Origin of the sequence: Actinacidiphila glaucinigra (assembly GCF_035918135.1) — a bacterium.
Taxonomy (GTDB): domain Bacteria; phylum Actinomycetota; class Actinomycetes; order Streptomycetales; family Streptomycetaceae; genus Actinacidiphila; species Actinacidiphila glaucinigra.
The window spans coordinates 8839666-8855105 of the sequence record NZ_CP109144.1 but is presented as its reverse complement, the minus strand read 5'-3'; the positions used below and the strand labels follow the sequence as shown (position 1 = coordinate 8855105).

The 15440-nt window shown below is 71.4% G+C and carries 15 protein-coding genes; 8 read left to right on the top strand and 7 right to left on the bottom strand.

All coding sequences use genetic code 11. The annotated features are described in order from the left end of the window. Positions 1-6 precede the first annotated feature (6 nt). Positions 7-1785, bottom strand: a complete 1779-nt coding sequence (locus OIE69_RS40210; protein WP_326580265.1) for a serine hydrolase — start codon at positions 1783-1785, stop codon at positions 7-9. 575 nt (positions 1786-2360) lie between these two features. On the opposite strand from OIE69_RS40210, the gene OIE69_RS40205 reads away from it, so the two are divergent. The 3 genes from OIE69_RS40205 to OIE69_RS40195 all read left to right on the top strand — a co-directional run bounded on the left by OIE69_RS40205 (position 2361) and on the right by OIE69_RS40195 (position 6586). Further along, positions 2361-5765 carry a S8 family peptidase gene (locus tag OIE69_RS40205; protein ID WP_326580263.1) on the top strand — a complete coding sequence of 1135 codons (3405 nt, stop codon included), beginning with the start codon at positions 2361-2363 and terminating at the stop codon, positions 5763-5765. 197 nt (positions 5766-5962) lie between these two features. Continuing rightward, positions 5963-6163, top strand: coding sequence for a cysteine hydrolase family protein (locus tag OIE69_RS40200; protein ID WP_326580261.1), 201 nt, complete (start codon positions 5963-5965; stop codon positions 6161-6163). A 9-nt stretch (positions 6164-6172) separates the two neighbouring features. After that, positions 6173-6586 carry an isochorismatase family protein gene (locus tag OIE69_RS40195; protein WP_326581548.1) on the top strand — a complete coding sequence of 138 codons (414 nt, stop codon included), beginning with the start codon at positions 6173-6175 and terminating at the stop codon, positions 6584-6586. A 72-nt stretch (positions 6587-6658) separates the two neighbouring features. On the opposite strand, the gene OIE69_RS40190 is transcribed toward OIE69_RS40195, so the two are convergent. Beyond that, positions 6659-7846: an alpha/beta hydrolase family protein gene (locus OIE69_RS40190; protein WP_326580258.1), complete on the bottom strand. Its 1188-nt coding sequence runs from the start codon at positions 7844-7846 to the stop codon at positions 6659-6661. A gap of 331 nt (positions 7847-8177) precedes the next feature. On the opposite strand from OIE69_RS40190, the gene OIE69_RS40185 reads away from it, so the two are divergent. Beyond that, positions 8178-8654, top strand: a complete 477-nt coding sequence (locus tag OIE69_RS40185) for a MarR family winged helix-turn-helix transcriptional regulator (RefSeq protein ID WP_326580256.1) — start codon at positions 8178-8180, stop codon at positions 8652-8654. A 22-nt stretch (positions 8655-8676) separates the two neighbouring features. Here OIE69_RS40185 and OIE69_RS40180 read toward each other — a convergent pair whose 3' ends face one another. The 3 genes from OIE69_RS40180 to OIE69_RS40170 form a co-directional block, all read right to left on the bottom strand. Beyond that, on the bottom strand, positions 8677-9456 hold the full coding sequence (locus tag OIE69_RS40180; protein ID WP_326580254.1) for an SDR family NAD(P)-dependent oxidoreductase: 780 nt from the start codon (positions 9454-9456) through the stop codon (positions 8677-8679). A gap of 268 nt (positions 9457-9724) precedes the next feature. After that, on the bottom strand, positions 9725-11233 hold the full coding sequence (locus OIE69_RS40175) for an FGGY-family carbohydrate kinase (protein ID WP_326580252.1): 1509 nt from the start codon (positions 11231-11233) through the stop codon (positions 9725-9727). A gap of 252 nt (positions 11234-11485) precedes the next feature. Next, a complete protein-coding gene (locus tag OIE69_RS40170) occupies positions 11486-11851 on the bottom strand; it encodes a DoxX family protein (RefSeq protein ID WP_326580250.1) in 366 nt (121 codons plus the stop codon). 106 nt (positions 11852-11957) lie between these two features. On the opposite strand from OIE69_RS40170, the gene OIE69_RS40165 reads away from it, so the two are divergent. Both OIE69_RS40165 and OIE69_RS40160 read left to right on the top strand, forming a co-directional pair. Further along, positions 11958-12332 (top strand): winged helix-turn-helix transcriptional regulator, encoded by a 375-nt coding sequence (locus tag OIE69_RS40165; protein WP_326580248.1) that lies wholly within the window; start codon positions 11958-11960, stop codon positions 12330-12332. Positions 12333-12525: 193 nt separating this feature from the next. Beyond that, entirely contained in the window at positions 12526-13275 is a 750-nt protein-coding gene (locus OIE69_RS40160; RefSeq protein WP_326580246.1) for a lysophospholipid acyltransferase family protein, read from the top strand. Positions 13276-13657: 382 nt separating this feature from the next. On the opposite strand, the gene OIE69_RS40155 is transcribed toward OIE69_RS40160, so the two are convergent. Both OIE69_RS40155 and OIE69_RS40150 read right to left on the bottom strand, forming a co-directional pair. Then, complete coding sequence (locus OIE69_RS40155; RefSeq protein ID WP_326580244.1) at positions 13658-13864, bottom strand: hypothetical protein; 207 nt, start codon at positions 13862-13864, stop codon at positions 13658-13660. Positions 13865-14259: 395 nt separating this feature from the next. Next, positions 14260-14814, bottom strand: a complete 555-nt coding sequence (locus OIE69_RS40150) for a winged helix-turn-helix transcriptional regulator (RefSeq protein WP_326580242.1) — start codon at positions 14812-14814, stop codon at positions 14260-14262. Between the two features lie 109 nt (positions 14815-14923). Here OIE69_RS40150 and OIE69_RS40145 point away from each other — a divergent pair, with 109 nt between their 5' ends. Continuing rightward, positions 14924-15268, top strand: a complete 345-nt coding sequence (locus OIE69_RS40145) for a putative quinol monooxygenase (RefSeq protein ID WP_326580239.1) — start codon at positions 14924-14926, stop codon at positions 15266-15268. Further along, the gene (locus tag OIE69_RS40140) at positions 15265-15429 is read left to right on the top strand and encodes a hypothetical protein (protein ID WP_326580237.1); all 165 of its coding nucleotides are present in this window, start codon (positions 15265-15267) and stop codon (positions 15427-15429) included. Before OIE69_RS40145 ends, OIE69_RS40140 begins: the two co-directional genes overlap by 4 nt. Positions 15430-15440 lie beyond the last annotated feature (11 nt).

Sequence of the window (15440 nt, the reverse complement as noted above, 5' to 3'; positions counted from 1 at the left end):
CGGGCGTCACCGCCCTCCGCCCGCCGGAAGTTCCCGCCAACCGGCCGAGGTCAGCGGGGCGTCCGGCTTGTCGCCGTTGAGCAGGACATGCGTCCCGTCGGTGACCCGCAGCCCGCTGAGGTTCACACCACGCCCCTCGTAGACCGAGTCGGTGGTGTAACGCCAGCGCAGTTCGAGACCGGACGCAGCGCTCGGGACCTCCGCGTGCACCCGCCACCAGGCGCGTACGGCCTGCCCGGACAACGAGGTGACACCGTCGGCGGGAGCACCGGTACCGGTGACCCGCAGCGTCACGGGCTGCCAGGTGGCACCGCCGTCGGAGCTGGCCTCGAGACGGAGGCGATCCGTCGATTCGGTGTTGACGAAGGACCTGAAGTCGACGTCGACCGTCCCGGAGGCGTTCAGCGGACCGGTGGTCAGCGTGCTGGTGGCACCGCCGCCCTGTCCCGAGAACCACGAGCGGCCGGCGCCGGGCGCCTTGACCCGCATCGCCTGGGCGAGGGCCCCGGCGATGCCGCGCCGGGCGGGGTTGGTGGAGGGGGTGGTACGTGTGGCGTGGACCCGGTTGGTCAGCAGGACGGCGAACGACCGCGACTCGGGGTCGATGACCAGCGAGGTGCCCGTGAAGCCGGTGTGGCCCAGCGTGCGCGGGCCGGACAGACCGCCCATGTACCAGATCTGGTCCAGCTCGAAGCCGAGCCCGTGCGAGTCGCCGGGGAAGGCCTGGTTGAAGTTCTCCTCCAGCAGCGAGACACCGTGCCGGCTGAGGACCCGGTGGCCGCGGTACGTTCCGCCGTTGAGGATGGCCTGGGCCAGTACGGCGAGGTCGTCGACGGTGGAGAAGACGCCCGCGTGCCCGGCGACGCCACCCATGGCCCAGGCGTTCTCGTCGTGCACCTGACCGTGCACCAGACCCCGCGCCGGGGTGGTCTCGTACTCGGTCGCTGCGATCCGCGACAGCTTCGAGGCCGGTGGGTTGTATCCCGTGTCTGTCATGTGCAGGGGCCGCGTGATGTCCTCGCGGACGAGGGTGTCGAGGCTCCGCCCGGTCACCTTCTCCAGCACCAGCTGCATCGTGAGCATGTTGAGGTCGGAGTAGGTGTAGGTCGTCCCGGCCGGGTTCACCGGCGTGGTGTCCAGAATGGCCTTCACCCGTGACGGGATGTCGGGGTAGCCCTGCCACAGCGCCGGCTCGGGGTCGGGCGCGAGGCCGGAGGTGTGGGTGAGCAACTGCCTGATGGTGATGGCGCCCTTGCCGTGCACCGCGAATTCGGGCAGGTAGTCGGCGACCGGGCTGTCGAGCCGGATCGTTGCGGCCTCCAGTTGCTGTACGGCCACCAGGGACGTGAACAGCTTCGACAGCGAGGCCAGATCGTAGATGGTGTCGGTGCGCGCGGGTGCCCACTGGTCCTCGGGCAACTCGGTCCGAGGGGCCGAGTACCGCGTCGCGTAACCGGTGGCACCGCGCTCGACGACCTTGCCGTCGTGGACCATCAGACTGGTGGCACCGGGGAAGAGATAACCGGCGCCGCTCGCCGGGTCCGCCCAGGCGGCGACCTGCTCCTCGAAGGCGGCGATCGGGGCCGGGTCGAGTCCGGCGGCCCTGGGGGAGGCCGGCCGCAGCACGGTGCCCGCGGGCGCGAACCCGGAGTACGGCTGGTCGAAGCGGCGGCCGCCGCCGTCGGTCCCGGCCGCGGCCGACGCGGCGGCCGTGGCTCCGGCCGGCAGGGCGAGGGCGGCCACCATGGCTGACGCCGCGGTCAGTGCGAGTACAGGAATCCGCATGGGTACCTCGTTGGTGAGGAGTTGGCTTCGCTGTGCGGCACGCCTCCGGCCTGGCCGGCCGCCGGCCGGGTCGCGTGGACGGTGGGGCGGTCAGGGGACGGAGGCGTGGTCACTCGGCACGTCGGCAGGGAGATCCGACCCCCCGGGGCCGAAACTCGTTAACCAACTCGGAGCGATGTTCGTAAGTTAGTAACCAAACCCGGGGCGGTCAACATCCCGACCGGTGCCGGCATTCGGACGGCACGGTCACCGCCCGCCGCCCGCCGCCCGCCGCCCGCCGCCCAGGATCTGGCGTGCCGTCAGTGCGGGCCGCCTCCCGCCCCGCCAGGGCCCCGCGTGGAACCGGGAGAGGATGCGGATTCCCCCGCGGCGGCGCAGACCGCTAGGCAACCTTGATCAAATGTGCTTTTCTCGTCGCTCGTGACCAGGACTCGATCCGGAGTTCGAACCGAGCGGGGCGTCAGCACCCCGACGCCGGGCTCCCGGACCGGGTCCCGGGTGTCCGGCGACCGCCGGGCCCCCAACTGTCCGCCGTCCGCGCACAGGTCTCCCGGGCGGCTCGAAGGTACTCACACATGCGCATACACGCCCGATGGGCCCTGCTGCCGGCACTCGCCGGTCTGCTCGCGGGGGCCGTGCCCGGCGCCGCCCAGGCGTCGCCGGCCCCCATGACCGTCAGACCCGACGCCGGTATCGCGTCGTCCGAAGGCAGAACGGTCCGCACCCTCACGTTGATCACCGGTGACAAGGTCACCGTCACCGGCGGCGCCAGTGGTACTCCCGGAGTGGGCGTCCGACCCGGCCCCGGCCGCACACGCATCGGCTTCCAGGTGTCGCACCAGTGGCACGGGGCCGACCACCACATCTCCGTGGTTCCGTCGGACGCGCAGCCGCTCCTGGCCGCCGGGAAGCTCGACCCGCGCCTGTTCGACGTCACCGAGCAGCTCGACGCCGGGTACGACGACGCCTCGAGCGACTCACTGCGGCTGATCTACTCCAGCCGCCGCGGCACGTCCGCCGCCGCCCGCGGCGCGATCCTGCGGCACGGCGCCAGGATCACCCGGACGCTGGACGTCCTGAACGGGGGCAGCGTAGCCCCGGCCAAGCGGGACGCCGCCGCTTTCTGGACGTTCGTCAGCGGGTCGCAGGGGCTTCGCGGTCCGCTGGACAAGGTGTGGCTCAACGGTGTCAGCCGGGTCGCCCTCGCCGAGAGCACCCGCATCATCGGCGCCCCGAAGGTCTGGGACAGCGTCGACTCGACGGGTGCGCACGTCACCGGCAAGGGCGTCACCGTCGCGGACCTCGACACCGGCTACGACCCCACCCACCCCGACCTCGCGGACAAGGCGGGCGGCGACCGCGCCAGGGACTTCACCGGCACCGGTTCGGTGGTGGACGGCAACGGCCACGGCACCCACACCGCTTCCACCATCGCCGGCACCGGCTCGGCCTCCGACGGGACGTACAGGGGCGTCGCCCCCGACGCCGAGCTGCTGATCGGCAAGGTCTGCACCGACGACGGCTTCTGCCCCGACGACGCCGTCATCAACGGTATGACCTGGGCGGCCGAGTCGGGCGCGACAGCCGTCAACCTCAGCCTGGGCTCCGCCCCCTACGCGCAGACCGACCCGCTCACCGAGGCCGTCGACGCGCTGACCGCCGAGCACGGCACCCTGTTCGTGATCGCGGCCGGCAACGAAGGCGCCCCGGCGGCCGACTACTTCGGCGGGACCGTGGGCTCCCCCGGCATCGCCGACTCCGCGCTCACCGTCGGCAGCACCACCAAGCAGGACGCGCTCAGCAGCTTCTCCAGCCGCGGTCCGCGGATCGGGGACTTCGCCGTCAAGCCCGACATCGTCGCCCCCGGCCAGGACATCACCGCGGCCCGCGCCGCGGGCACCGCCATGGGCGACCCCGCCGGCCCCTCGTACGTCACCGCGTCCGGCACCTCGATGGCGACCCCGCACGTCACGGGGGCGGTGGCGCTGCTCGCCCAGAAGCACCCGGAGTGGAAGGCCGCCGACTTCAAGTCGGCGCTCACCAGCGCCGCCAAGGGACTGCCCGGCCTGACCGCCTACGACCAGGGCACCGGCCGGCTGGACGTGGCCCGCGCCGCCGAGCAGGACGTACGCGCCACCTCCGGCAGCATCAGCCTGGGCAAGGCCGACTATCCGCACGACGACGTCACCCGGACCGGCACCGTCACCTACACCAACGACGGCGCCGACGACGTCACGCTCCACCTCTCCGTCGACGCGTACGGGCCCAGGGGCAAGGCCGCGCCCGCGGCGGCCTTCGCCCTGTCGGCCGACACCGTGACCGTCCCGGCCGGGGGCACGGCGTCCGCCGGCATCACCGCCACCGTGGACGACACGATGGCGGGGGCCTACGGCGGTTCTGTCGTGGCCACCACGGACGACGGCGCCACCACAGTCCGCGACGCCTTCGGCGTCTACGCCGAACCCCTCACCCACGCCCTGTCGCTGACCGTCCTCGGCCTCGACGGCAAGCCAGTCGGACCGGACATCAGCGTCTCCGCCTTCGACAGCCGGACCGGCCTGCAGTACAGCCTCCCCACGGACGCCGACGGCAAGGTGTCCATGCAGCTTCCGGAGAGCGAGTACGACATCTCCGCGAGCAAGTTCGACCCCGTGGCGCAGACCTCGGTCCTCTTCTCCCGGCCCGGCGTCAGCCTCACCACCGACACCCCGATCGTCCTCGACGGCCGCAAGGCGAAGCCGGTCGACCTCACCGTCGACAGGCACGGCGCCCAGAACGACGGCATCTTCGCCAGTACGACCTCGATCAGCGCGGACGGCCGGTACGGCACCCAGAAGTTCGTGCTGGGCTTCCCGGGCAGCCGCGTCTACGCCACGCCGACCACGAAGGTCAGCAGTCACCCGTTCTGGTTCCTCGCCACCCAGCGCTGGAGCGGCACGGTACGCGGTACCGCCGGCAGGCCGGCCTCGAGCTACGCCTACAACCTGGCCGTCAACAGCAAGGGCGCCATCCCCGCCACCCTGACCCGCCCCGTGCACGACCGCTCCCTCGCCCGGGTCGAGGAGACGTACGCCGACCAGGGCGGCAAGCCGCTCGGGGTGCGGATCGACACCCCGGTCCCGACCTACGGCGCCGTCACCTTCGTCGACGGCAACCAGATCCCCGTCCCCGGCAGGCAGACCCGGTACTACACCGACGACCCGGCGATCGTCTGGGACCGCACCCTCGGTATGCGCGCGCAGGGCACCGCGGGCTACGACGAGATCCAGTTCGCGGGCACCACGCGGTTCACGCCGGGCAGGAGCTACACCCGGGGCTGGAACCTGGCGCCGCTGCGCGCCCGGTCGGTGGACGCCGTGCGCGTCGAGGACCGGATGTTCCTCACCCCCGGCCTGTTCTCCTCGACCGCCGCGGACACCCCGACCCACTCCGGCGAGGCACGCGACACCACGGGTTCGTCGACCCTCTACCGCGACGGTGAGAAGATCGCGTCGCTGGACTCCCTGGGACGGCTCGACACGGCGGTCCCGTACGAGAAGGCCGCCTACACCCTGACCTCGTCCGGCACGCGCAAGGTCGGCTGGTCGAGTCTGGGCAGCAGGGCATCCGCCACCTGGACCTTCGCCTCGGCACGCCCGGCCGGACCGGAACCGGCCGAGCTCCCGCTGATGAACGTCCGGCTCGGCGGCCCGTTGGGCGGCTCGGGCACCGTCACGGGCGGCCGCCCGTACCTCTTCACCGTGACGGCCGAGCGCGGCGGCACGGCGGCCACCCGGAAGCTGGGTGTCCAGGTCTCCTTCGACGACGGCCGGAGCTGGAAGACCCTCACGGTCCGGCGCGTGGGCGACCGCGGCTTCGTCAAACTGACGCCGCCCTCGGCCGGCGGTTACGCCTCGGTCCGCCTCACCGCTGCGGACACCTCGGGCAACACCGTCGACCAGACCGTCATCCGCTCGTTCCGGGTGGCACGCGGCCGGTAGGGCGGCCGCGTACGACGACGCGACCCCGGCACGCGGCCTCCCCGCCGCGCACCGGGGTCGCGTCTTCCGCAACCAGGGACTGTGCCGCCGCCGCGGCGTGCGCTTGCACCGCGCCGGGGTGAGAGTTAGCGTCGAAAGAAGTCACTGATTTTGACTATTTTGGACGGTTCCATCCCCCGACTGCAGGAGTGTGCAGCATGTCGGACACCAAGTTCCACGAGTTCCTGACCCCCGACAACAGCGCGCTGGTCCTCGTCGACCACCAGGTATGCCTCTACAGCGGCGTCCGGGACACCGATCTGCTGGAGCTCAAGCACAACGTGGTGGCCTTGGCGAAGGCGGCACAGGTCCTCCAGGTCCCGACCGTCGTCACCACCACCTCCGCGGACAGTCTGTGAGGCCCGCTCATCGACGAACTGGCCGATGTCCTCCCCGACACGGTCAAGGTCATCGACCGCAGCACCGTCAACGCCTGGCACGACGACCGGGTACGCGAGAGCATCACGTCCACCGGGCGCCGCAAGCTCATCTTCACGGGCATCTCGCTGGAGGTGTGCGCCTCACTCCCCGCCATCGCGGCCGCCGCGGAGGGCTACGACACCTACGTGGCGCTCGACGCGTCCGGAACGTTCTCCGACGCCAAGCGGGAGGCGGGCCTCATCCGGCTCCAGCAGGCGGGTGTGATCGTCAGCGACTACGCCACGCTCATGGTCGAGATCCTCGGCGACAACGCCGCGCCCAAGGCCGGCGCGGTGTACGAGGCCCTCGACATGCCGTTCGCCGTCCTCGTCGGCCAGATCTCCGCCGCGTACGGCACGTAGCGATCCCCTCCCCCGGCACCCGGACCTCCGGTGCCGGGACCGTCGTCGGCCCCGGAACCGGACGTCGCACGGCTACGCGCCCGTCGACCTCCACAGCCGCAGCCGCTCGCCCAGCCAGGCGCGCGTCACACCCCAGGCGTGTCCGTCCGGGTCAATCACGTCGAAGTGGTCCGCTCCGGGCGACATGACGAGCGTGACGTCCGCCCCCTTGGCCGCGGCGGCCTGCGCGTACGTCTGCGCGTAGGCCGGCGGGATCACCTCGTCGGCCGATCCGTGGACGATCAGGACGGGGACGGGGATCCCGCCCGCGGCGAGTTCTACGGGGGAAGCCGCCGCGTACCGGTCCGCGTGTTCCGCGACGCTCCCTCCGAGCAGCAGCCGGGTGATGCCGTCGCCGGCCCGCGCCGCCACCGCGGGCCACACCTCGGCATGGGAGGGCGGCGGCACGTTGGGCGGGATGTCGGGGTCGGAGTCCGTCAGGCCCTCGCCGAGTGCCACGGAGTCCGCGTCGACCAGGTCCAGCACGCCGGCCAGCGACACCACCCCGATGGGCTCGACCTTGGGATGCGCACCGGGCAGGCCGTCCGGCTGGGCGGAGCGGTGCGCGACCCAGGCGGCCAGGTGACCGCCGGCCGAATGGCCGACCACCAGGACGCGGCCGGTGTCGACCGCCGGGTCGAGGTGTGCGACGGCGTCCACGGCCGCCGCCATGTCCTCGAACGTCCCCGGCCAGCCGCCACCGGGTTCGCCGATCCTGCGGTACTCCACGTTCCAGACGGCGAAGCCGCGCGACACGAGGTCCTCGGCGAGCGGCACGACCTGCCGGCGGTCGAACATGGCCGTCCACCATCCGCCGTGCACGAGCACCACGACGGGGAAGGGCCCGTCGCCCTCGGGCAGGTACAGCTCTCCGACCTGGGAGGGCTCGGATCCGTAGGCGATGGTCCGCACGGCCCGGGAGCCGTCGGCGGCGTCGTCGTAGCGCACTCCGCTCTCGGCGCTGACGAGTTCGTCGATGGTGCCGAAGAACGCGGCGATCTCCGGGAGGTTCGCCCCCTTCGCGCGCGACTCGTCGAAGGCCAGCGCATCCGTCCATTCGACAATGTCCAGCCAGGTGTCGTCGGCGACGCGCACGAGGCGTGCGGCGACGAAGCCCCGGCGGTCCTTCCGGAACGCCGACAGCATGCCGGACCGCGCCGACAGCATCTCCGACGTTCTGTCCGGTGCTACGACGAACGTGGTCAGCTCGATGACAGACATCCTCAGCTCCTGACGAGGTGGTGCAGGGAAAGCATTTGGTGAGCAAAATTGATAGTCACTAATCTTGACTACTCACCCTAGGTGCCCGAGGGAACGGCCGCAAGCTCGAACGGAGTGCTCCGGCGAGGAGGGGAAGCCGGGGCCCGAGGCGCCGTCAGGACCACACCGGCGCAGGCCGGACCGTGCGCGTCGCGCCGCCGCGGATCGGCGGGCGGGTGACGCGCCCCGGACGCACGGCGGTCACCCGGCGGGGCCGTCCCACTACGATCGACCGTAGCCATGGACACAAGACACAGAGGGGTGGCCGGCCGTGCGGCGCAGTGAACGGAAAGTGACGGATCCCGACATCGGGATCATGTCCGCACGCCTGCTCTTCTCCGTCCAGAAGGAACTCTTCGAGAAGCTCGCCGAGCAGGGCCATCCCGAACTGCGCCCCCAGCACGGCGCGGTGCTGGGATACATCGACGAAGAGGGCAGCCGGGCGACGGACCTGTCCCGGCTGTCGGGAGCCCACAAGCAGGTCATCGGGAATCTGATCGACGAACTCGAAGCCCTCGACTACGTGGAGCGCCGCCCGGATCCCAGCGACAGGCGCGCGAAACTGATCGTGCCCACCCCCCTGGGACGCGACCAGATGCGCAAGTCCGATGCCATCATGGCCGCCATCGAGCAGCGTCACGCGGAGGAGATCGGCGAGCGGGAGTACGCACGCTTCAAGGCCGCTTTCCGGCGGATCACCACGCTTCAGACGGAGCACTTCGACGACGCCGCGGCCCCCCGCAGGCGCCGCTCCGCGGCGGGCGGCTGACGAACCGACCGCCGGCAGCGCTCTACAGGCGGGCCGTCATGCCGCCGTCTATCGCGAGCGCGGCTCCGGTGATGAACCCGGTCTCGTCGCTCAGCAGGAACGCCGCGAACGCGGCGATCTCGTCCGGCCGGGCCATCCTCCCCAGCGGGTGCATCCTTTCGGCCGAGCGCCAGGAGTCCTCCGGGGTCGGGCCGGGGTCGCCCTGTGCGAGAGCCCGCGACAAGGGCGTGTCGACACCGCCGGTGATCAGGGCGTTGACCCGGACGCCGGTCGCGGCCGCGTCCAGGGCGGCCGACTGCGTGAGCCCTATGACGCCGTGTTTGGCGGCGTTGTAGGAGGCCCTGTTCGGGTACGCGGCGACGCCGCACACGGAGGCGTTGTTCAGGATCGCGCCGCCGCCGCTCGCCTGAAGGGCGAGAATCTCGTACTTCAGGGCATAGAAGACGCTGGTGAGGTTGAGCTCCAGGTCCGCGTGCCAGGCCTTGCTGTCGACCTCGGTGACCGGGCCGTCCGCGGTGGGGGCGCCCGCGTTGTTGAACGCGCCGTCGAGCCTGCCGTACCGGCTCAGCGCCAGCCCGACCGCCTCCGCCACCTCGGCCTCCACGGTCACATCGGCGGGGGCGAAGACGGCCTCGCCTCCTGCGGCGCGGATGTCGGCCACCAGCGCCTCGCCGACTTCCCGGCCACGGGCCACGAGGACGAGCTTCGCGCCCTCTCCCGCGACGCGCTCCGCGGTCGCCCAGCCCATGCCCGAGGTGGCTCCGGTGATCAGGATGACTTTCCCTGCGAAACGTGCGTACACGATCACTCCCATGGCCACCTGCGGTGCGACGCCCTGGCGACGCGCCCTGACGCGAGGCGGAAGCAGACGGTAATAAGTCTTGATTGTCCTGATTTTTACGATTAAGGGTAACGGCCCCACGCTCGGCGGCAAAGGCCCCCGTCGGAGCGTTCACCGTCGGCGACCTGGATCTGGGCCCGACCCGTGATCCGGTCCTCAAAGCCGCGCTGGGCCGGCTGCACCGGCAGCCCGGCTGCTGTTCCTGACAGCACGCCCAAAGCCGTGGTCGTCAGGACGGCGTGCGGCCGGAACCCTCACCCGCGGCTTCACGCTGGAGCCGGGCGAGGGCGTGGACGGTGTCGCGTGTCGCCGGATACAGGTGCCGGTACAGGCCGTGCAGCCTGTCGTACGCGGCGCGGGCGGCCGGGTCCGGGACGCACCGGTCGCGGACCGGGTTCCACGACGCGGTCGCCGCCGGGTCGGCGAGTTCGGCGGCGAGCCGGGCGGCACCGTAGGCGGCGCCGACGGTGACGGTGGGGACGTCCTGGGGCAGCCCGGTGACGTCGGAGACGATCTGCGTCCACAGCCTGCCCTGGGTGCCCCCGCCGACCGCGACGACCCGTTCGATGCCGGCGCCCGCGCGCCGCATGGCCTCGATGTTGTGGCGTACGCCGTGCGCGGTGGCCTCCAGCGCGGCCCGGTACAGGTCGCCGCGGGTGTGCTCGACGGTGAGACCGGCGATCACCCCGCGAGCGTCCGGGTCGGCGACCGGGGTGCGCTCGCCGGCGAAGTACGGGAGCATCACGAGGCCGCGCGCCCCCACGCCGCTGTCCGCGGCCTCCGCCAGCAGAGCCGCGCGGTCGGGTGCGCCGAAGAGGCCGCGCAGCCACTCGGTGACGGCTCCGGAGGTGGCCATGCCACCGGCCAGGGAGCGGGTACCGGGGTGGGCGCCGACGGTGCTCCACAGCTCGGGCACGCGCAACTGCCCGGTGACGGTGGCGATGAGGAACATCGTCGTGCCGTACATGAGCATCAGGTCGCCCGGTCGTGTCGCGCCGACGCTGACGGCCTCGGCCCAGGCGTCGATGGTGCCGGTGAGGACGGGTGTGCCCGGCGCGAGCCCGGTCGCGGCCGCCGCCGCGGCCGTCACCGTCCCGGCCTCCTCGCCCGGCCAGAGCAGCTCGGGCAGGTCCGCGTGCGGCCACACCGCCTCCACCCAGGGGCGGTACCAGTCCTGCGCCCGGGTGTCGTAGAAGGGGGCGGACTGGCTGGCCGAATGGTGGTCCAGTACGTAGGCGCCGGTGAGCCGGTGGGCGAGGAAGGAGGCCGGCATGAACAGCCGTCGTGCGGCGTGGAACACCTCCGGCTCGTGCTCGGCCACCCACGCCACCTTCGGGCCCACCGCCTGGGTGGACAGCACGCTGCCGCACCGGTCGAGGACGGCCTGGCGGCCGAGTGCGGCGTCGAGCCGGGCGATCTGCGCGACGGCCCGCGTGTCCACGCCGTAGAGCACCGCGGGGCGCAGCGGCCGGTTCGCGGCGTCGGCCAGCGCGACGCACGGGCCCATGCCGCTGACACCGACCGCCTCGACCCCTGCCGCCCGTGCACCGCCGGACAGCAGCTCGCGGGTGATTCCGCAGAACTCCAGCCACCACGCCTCGGGGTCCATCTCGACGTGTCCGGGTCTCGGGCGGGAGACGGTGTGCGCGCGCACCGCGGTCGCGACCACCGTGCCCGAGGCGTCGACCAGGACGCCCTTGCTGCTGGATGTGCCGATGTCGACGCCGAGGAAGGTCATGACTGCATGTCACCACACGGGTGGACCGCGACGCCGGACAAGCGGCCGCAGCCGTTGGCGGCATGCGTGGATCGGCCCACGTCGGCGGCTCGGCAGGTTCGCCGACCGACCACCGAACACGCCCTATCCGGGGCATATTTGACTAACTGTCAGCCGTCCTCGGGTCACCTCGAGCGCGTGCGGCCGCCCTGGCTGAAACCGCCCGGGCCCTCGTGCCGGACGACGTCAGGGGCCCGAAGGCCGTGGCGACGGTCAGAGCCAGGTCGTCCCGAGCCAGGCGACCGCGACAGCGGTCGCCAGCAGGACGATGTTGAGACCGATCTGCCGCGTCTCCCCGCGCGAGACGTGGACGACGATCCCGCCGACCTGGACCAGAACGAGTCCGATCGCCGCGGCGATGGCCAGCCAGGGCGCGATACCGGTCAGCGGTGGCAGGATCATGCCCGCCGCGCCGAGAAGCTCCGCCGTCCCGATGAATCTGACGAGCGGCATGGGAACGCGATCGACCCAGCCCATCATGGGCTGGAGCCGTTCCCGGCTCTGCGCGACCTTCTTTCCGCCCGCGTAGAGGTAGAACACCGCCAGCAACACGGCGACGATCCAGAAAGCGACGTTCACAGTGACCCCCTGCGCGACGGTGCCGGGCGTAAGTGGCCTCATCATGGGTGACTGTCGGCGGGCCTGCAAAAGGCACACGGATGTGCGCAAGGCACAGGGAGTTGTGATGTCGCAGTACGAGCACACCTGCATGATTCGCGGCGACGGCGGACGGACGATCCGCGCGGTGCTGGACCGTATCTGCGACAAGTGGACGCTGCTGATCGTGGTGACCCTCGACCAAGGGCGCCTGCGCTTCTCCGACCTGCACCGCCGGATACCCGGCATCTCGCAGCGGATGCTGACGCTGACCCTGAAGAACCTGGAACGCGACGGCCTGGTGTCCCGCGCGGCGTACGCCGAGGTCCCTCCCCGAGTCGAGTACGCGCTGACCCCCATGGGGCAGAGCCTCATTCCGCCCGCCCTCGCTCTCGCGGGCTGGGCCACCGAGCACATCGCGCAGATCGAGGCCAGCAGAGCCGCCTACGGGGAGCGGATGTGACCTTTCCGGACTCGAAACAAGTTGATCGTTGCGTCATGCAGCAATTACGCTCTTGCATGGTCAAGTAAATTGTCGGCCTCCCGGACCGGGACCGCCCGACGAGGACACCTGACACGGCACCGGTCTGCCACGCACCGGGAAACGACAGGACGAGCGGCCCATCGGCGCCGCCCGAGCAGAGGAGGACTCCGGGGTGACCGGCAGATCGCACAACCCGTACGGCTTCTGGTACCGGCTGGCAGCGGCCATCGCGAAGCCCGTGCTGTTCGTCCTCGTGACACACCGGTGGCGCGGGCACGAGCACATACCCGCCGAGGGCGGTTTCATCACCGCCGTCAACCACATCTCGTACTTCGACCCGCTCACCTACGGGCACTTCCAGTACAACAGCGGCCGGCCGCCCCGCCTCCTCGCCAAGGCGTCCCTCTTCAAGATCCCCTTCGTCGGCATGGTGCTGCACAAGACCGGTCAGATCCCCGTCCACCGCGGGACCGCCGACGCCGCCACCGCACTCCGGGACGCGATCGCGGCCGTGAACAAGGGCGAGTGCGTCGCGGTCTACCCCGAGGGCACCGTCACGCGCGACCCGAAGCTGTGGCCGATGACCGCCAAGACCGGTGCGGCGCGTATCGCGCTGACGACCGGCGCGCCCGTGATCCCGGTCGCCCAGTGGGGTGCCCACCGCATCGCACCGCCGTACGCGCGCGGAGGCCGCGGCAACCGCCGCGTGTGGCTGGTGCCCCGCCAGACGGTGCACGTCGTGGCCGGACCACCGGTCGACCTCAGCCGCCACCACGGCAAGGACATCACCCCCGACGTCCTCAAGGCCGCCACCGAGGACATCATGGCCGCCATCACCGCCCTCCTCGCCGACATCCGCGGCGAGCAGCCGCCCGCCGAGCGCCACTCCACGCGCCGTTCCGCACGTCAGCACGCCGAGTAGTCGTGCGACAGCCGCCACCAACGAGCGGCCGTCCCGGGTGGAGCGGGTCGGACGCCGGCGCGTGACGGAGGCCGGCCGGGTCGCCGACAGCGACGAGCCGACCCCGACGACGAAGCTGCGACGCTCGCGGATGGCCCGGAAGTACGCGGAGATCGTCGAAGGCCTGTACCGGTGGCGGACGATGGGGTCCCCCGGGGCACCCACGGTGTCCCGGCGGCGGCCCCGCCGTGAGCCGGCCGCCACGACGTGCGCCAGGGCCTCTCGGTCGGTTGTGAACACCCTTCCATGACCCGGACTCGTTCGGCAGGTCACTTCACGGCGTTCCGGTCCGGTGCGTGAACGCGATCACGTCGATTACTCGCCGGCGATCCCGCGCAGCATGTCAGGCCGGCTCGAAGCGGCTCCGGAAGACGCCGCCGTACTCCCCGGGCGTCTCCCAGCACGTGTAATGACGGCCAGGAAGATCGGACAGTTCGATCCCCAGTTGCTGCGCCAGGTCGGCGGCACTGGTGTTGCGGGTCCGAGAGGGGTCATCGGCAGCTTGGTAGAGGGCATTGGCGCCGCGCAGTTCGATCACTACGTACTCCACACGCCTCCCCCCGCTGACCGCCGGTTCCCCGTAGTGGTGCTCGTGCCGGGCATCCATGGCCTACCCACAGAGCCCGCATTGAAGGTCGCCCCTGAGGTGTGCACGGCAGGCATCGTACGGCTCGCTCGAACCACATGCGGCCACCAGCCCTCACCTCAGAACCCCCGGGCATCGGTTCACCCGGCGGCCCCGCCCTCATGACCGATCCGAGAGGAACGCCCTAGGTCGTGTCGCCAAATGAACGTCGGCCGCCCGGAGGGCGGGCCCAGCGGCGTCTGGTGCGGTGCATCGCAAGGCGGAGAGTCGTCCTCGTAGTGGGCTACTCGGACGATTCGACAACGCAGCGAGGTGCCGTGCCAGGCGCCGCTGGGCAGGCGGGCATTTGACGACACGGCCTAGCCGCGTCGCCGCGCCTTCGCCGGGGTACGCGTGGCCGCGATGGGCTCGAGCAGCCGTCGCGGGGTGTTGATCGCGCTGGAGACGGGATCGAGGTCGGTTCCCCCCGGCTGGAAGCCGGGTCCCGGTTCGACGCGGATGTCCGGGACCGGGACGGCCGCGCCGCAGTCCTCGCAGCGTCCCTCGTGGTCCAGCACCCCGCCGTCGAGGTCGTGGCGGAGGAGGCGCTTGGTGCCGTTCGGGGAGTAGAAGGACTCTCCCCAGTTCATCAGAGCGTGTACGGCCGGCCACAGCGCGATGCCCTTGGCCGTCAGCCGGTACTCGACGCCGCCGGCCGCGTCGTCGTCGCGGGTGAGCACGCCTTCCTGCACGAGCGTCTTCAGCCGGCCGGTCAGTACGGCGCGCGGGATGCCGAGCTGGGTGACGAAGTCCCCGAACCTCCGCACCCCGTAGAACGCGTCGCGGACGATCAGGAGCGTCCACCGCTCTCCGACGACTTCAAGCGTTCGCGCGAGGGGGCAGTTCCCGTCGGCGTAGGTGTTGGGGAGGGTCATGCCCTCGATTCTACCAGCGGCGGTTCACTGACCGAACCGATCGGTGCTACGGTGAGAACGAGAGCAGTTCAGTCACTGAACTGACCGCATCGGTCCCGGGAGCATGCGCATGTACCAGTTCCTCGTCTCCTTCACCGTCCAGCCCGATCACCGCGCGGACTTCGTGCGGGCGGCGCGGAAGACCGCACGGGACTCCCTCGCGAGCGAACCCGGCTCCCGCCGGTTCGAGGTCATCGCCGACGAGGAGAACCCGGACGTCTTCTACCTGAACGAGGTCTACGCGGACGTCGAGGCGTTCAACACCCACGCCAGCGGCCCGCACTTCGCGGCGTTCTTCGCCGAAGCCGGTGCCTACGCCAAGGGCCCCACCTGGCTCATGAGGGGCAACCACGTCGACGACAGCGCCGCCGTCCGACCCGGGGAGAGCGGGAGACGGCCAGGCCCGAGGGCGTGAAGCGCACACGCCGGTACGTCCTCGCGGAGCGGCCCGCCACACCGGTCGGGCCACTGCGGGAAGGCGTCCCGCGCCACGAGGAGGACGTGCCCGTACCGCCGCAGCTGCTCTTCGACGGTACGAACACCGGCCGGCTCCTCGTGCGCATCTCCCACTCATGATCCACGACGCC

What these genes read in the sequence shown, in the direction of transcription:
- OIE69_RS40210 (WP_326580265.1), bottom strand. Translation starts at nt 1,785, where the DNA reads ATGCGGATTCCTGTACTCGCACTGACCGCGGCGTCAGCCATGGTGGCC.
- OIE69_RS40205 (WP_326580263.1), top strand. Translation starts at nt 2,361, where the DNA reads ATGCGCATACACGCCCGATGGGCCCTGCTGCCGGCACTCGCCGGTCTG.
- OIE69_RS40200 (WP_326580261.1), top strand. Translation starts at nt 5,963, where the DNA reads ATGTCGGACACCAAGTTCCACGAGTTCCTGACCCCCGACAACAGCGCG.
- OIE69_RS40190 (WP_326580258.1), bottom strand. Translation starts at nt 7,846, where the DNA reads ATGTCTGTCATCGAGCTGACCACGTTCGTCGTAGCACCGGACAGAACG.
- OIE69_RS40175 (WP_326580252.1), bottom strand. Translation starts at nt 11,233, where the DNA reads ATGACCTTCCTCGGCGTCGACATCGGCACATCCAGCAGCAAGGGCGTC.
- OIE69_RS40165 (WP_326580248.1), top strand. Translation starts at nt 11,958, where the DNA reads ATGTCGCAGTACGAGCACACCTGCATGATTCGCGGCGACGGCGGACGG.
- OIE69_RS40150 (WP_326580242.1), bottom strand. Translation starts at nt 14,814, where the DNA reads ATGACCCTCCCCAACACCTACGCCGACGGGAACTGCCCCCTCGCGCGA.
- OIE69_RS40145 (WP_326580239.1), top strand. Translation starts at nt 14,924, where the DNA reads ATGTACCAGTTCCTCGTCTCCTTCACCGTCCAGCCCGATCACCGCGCG.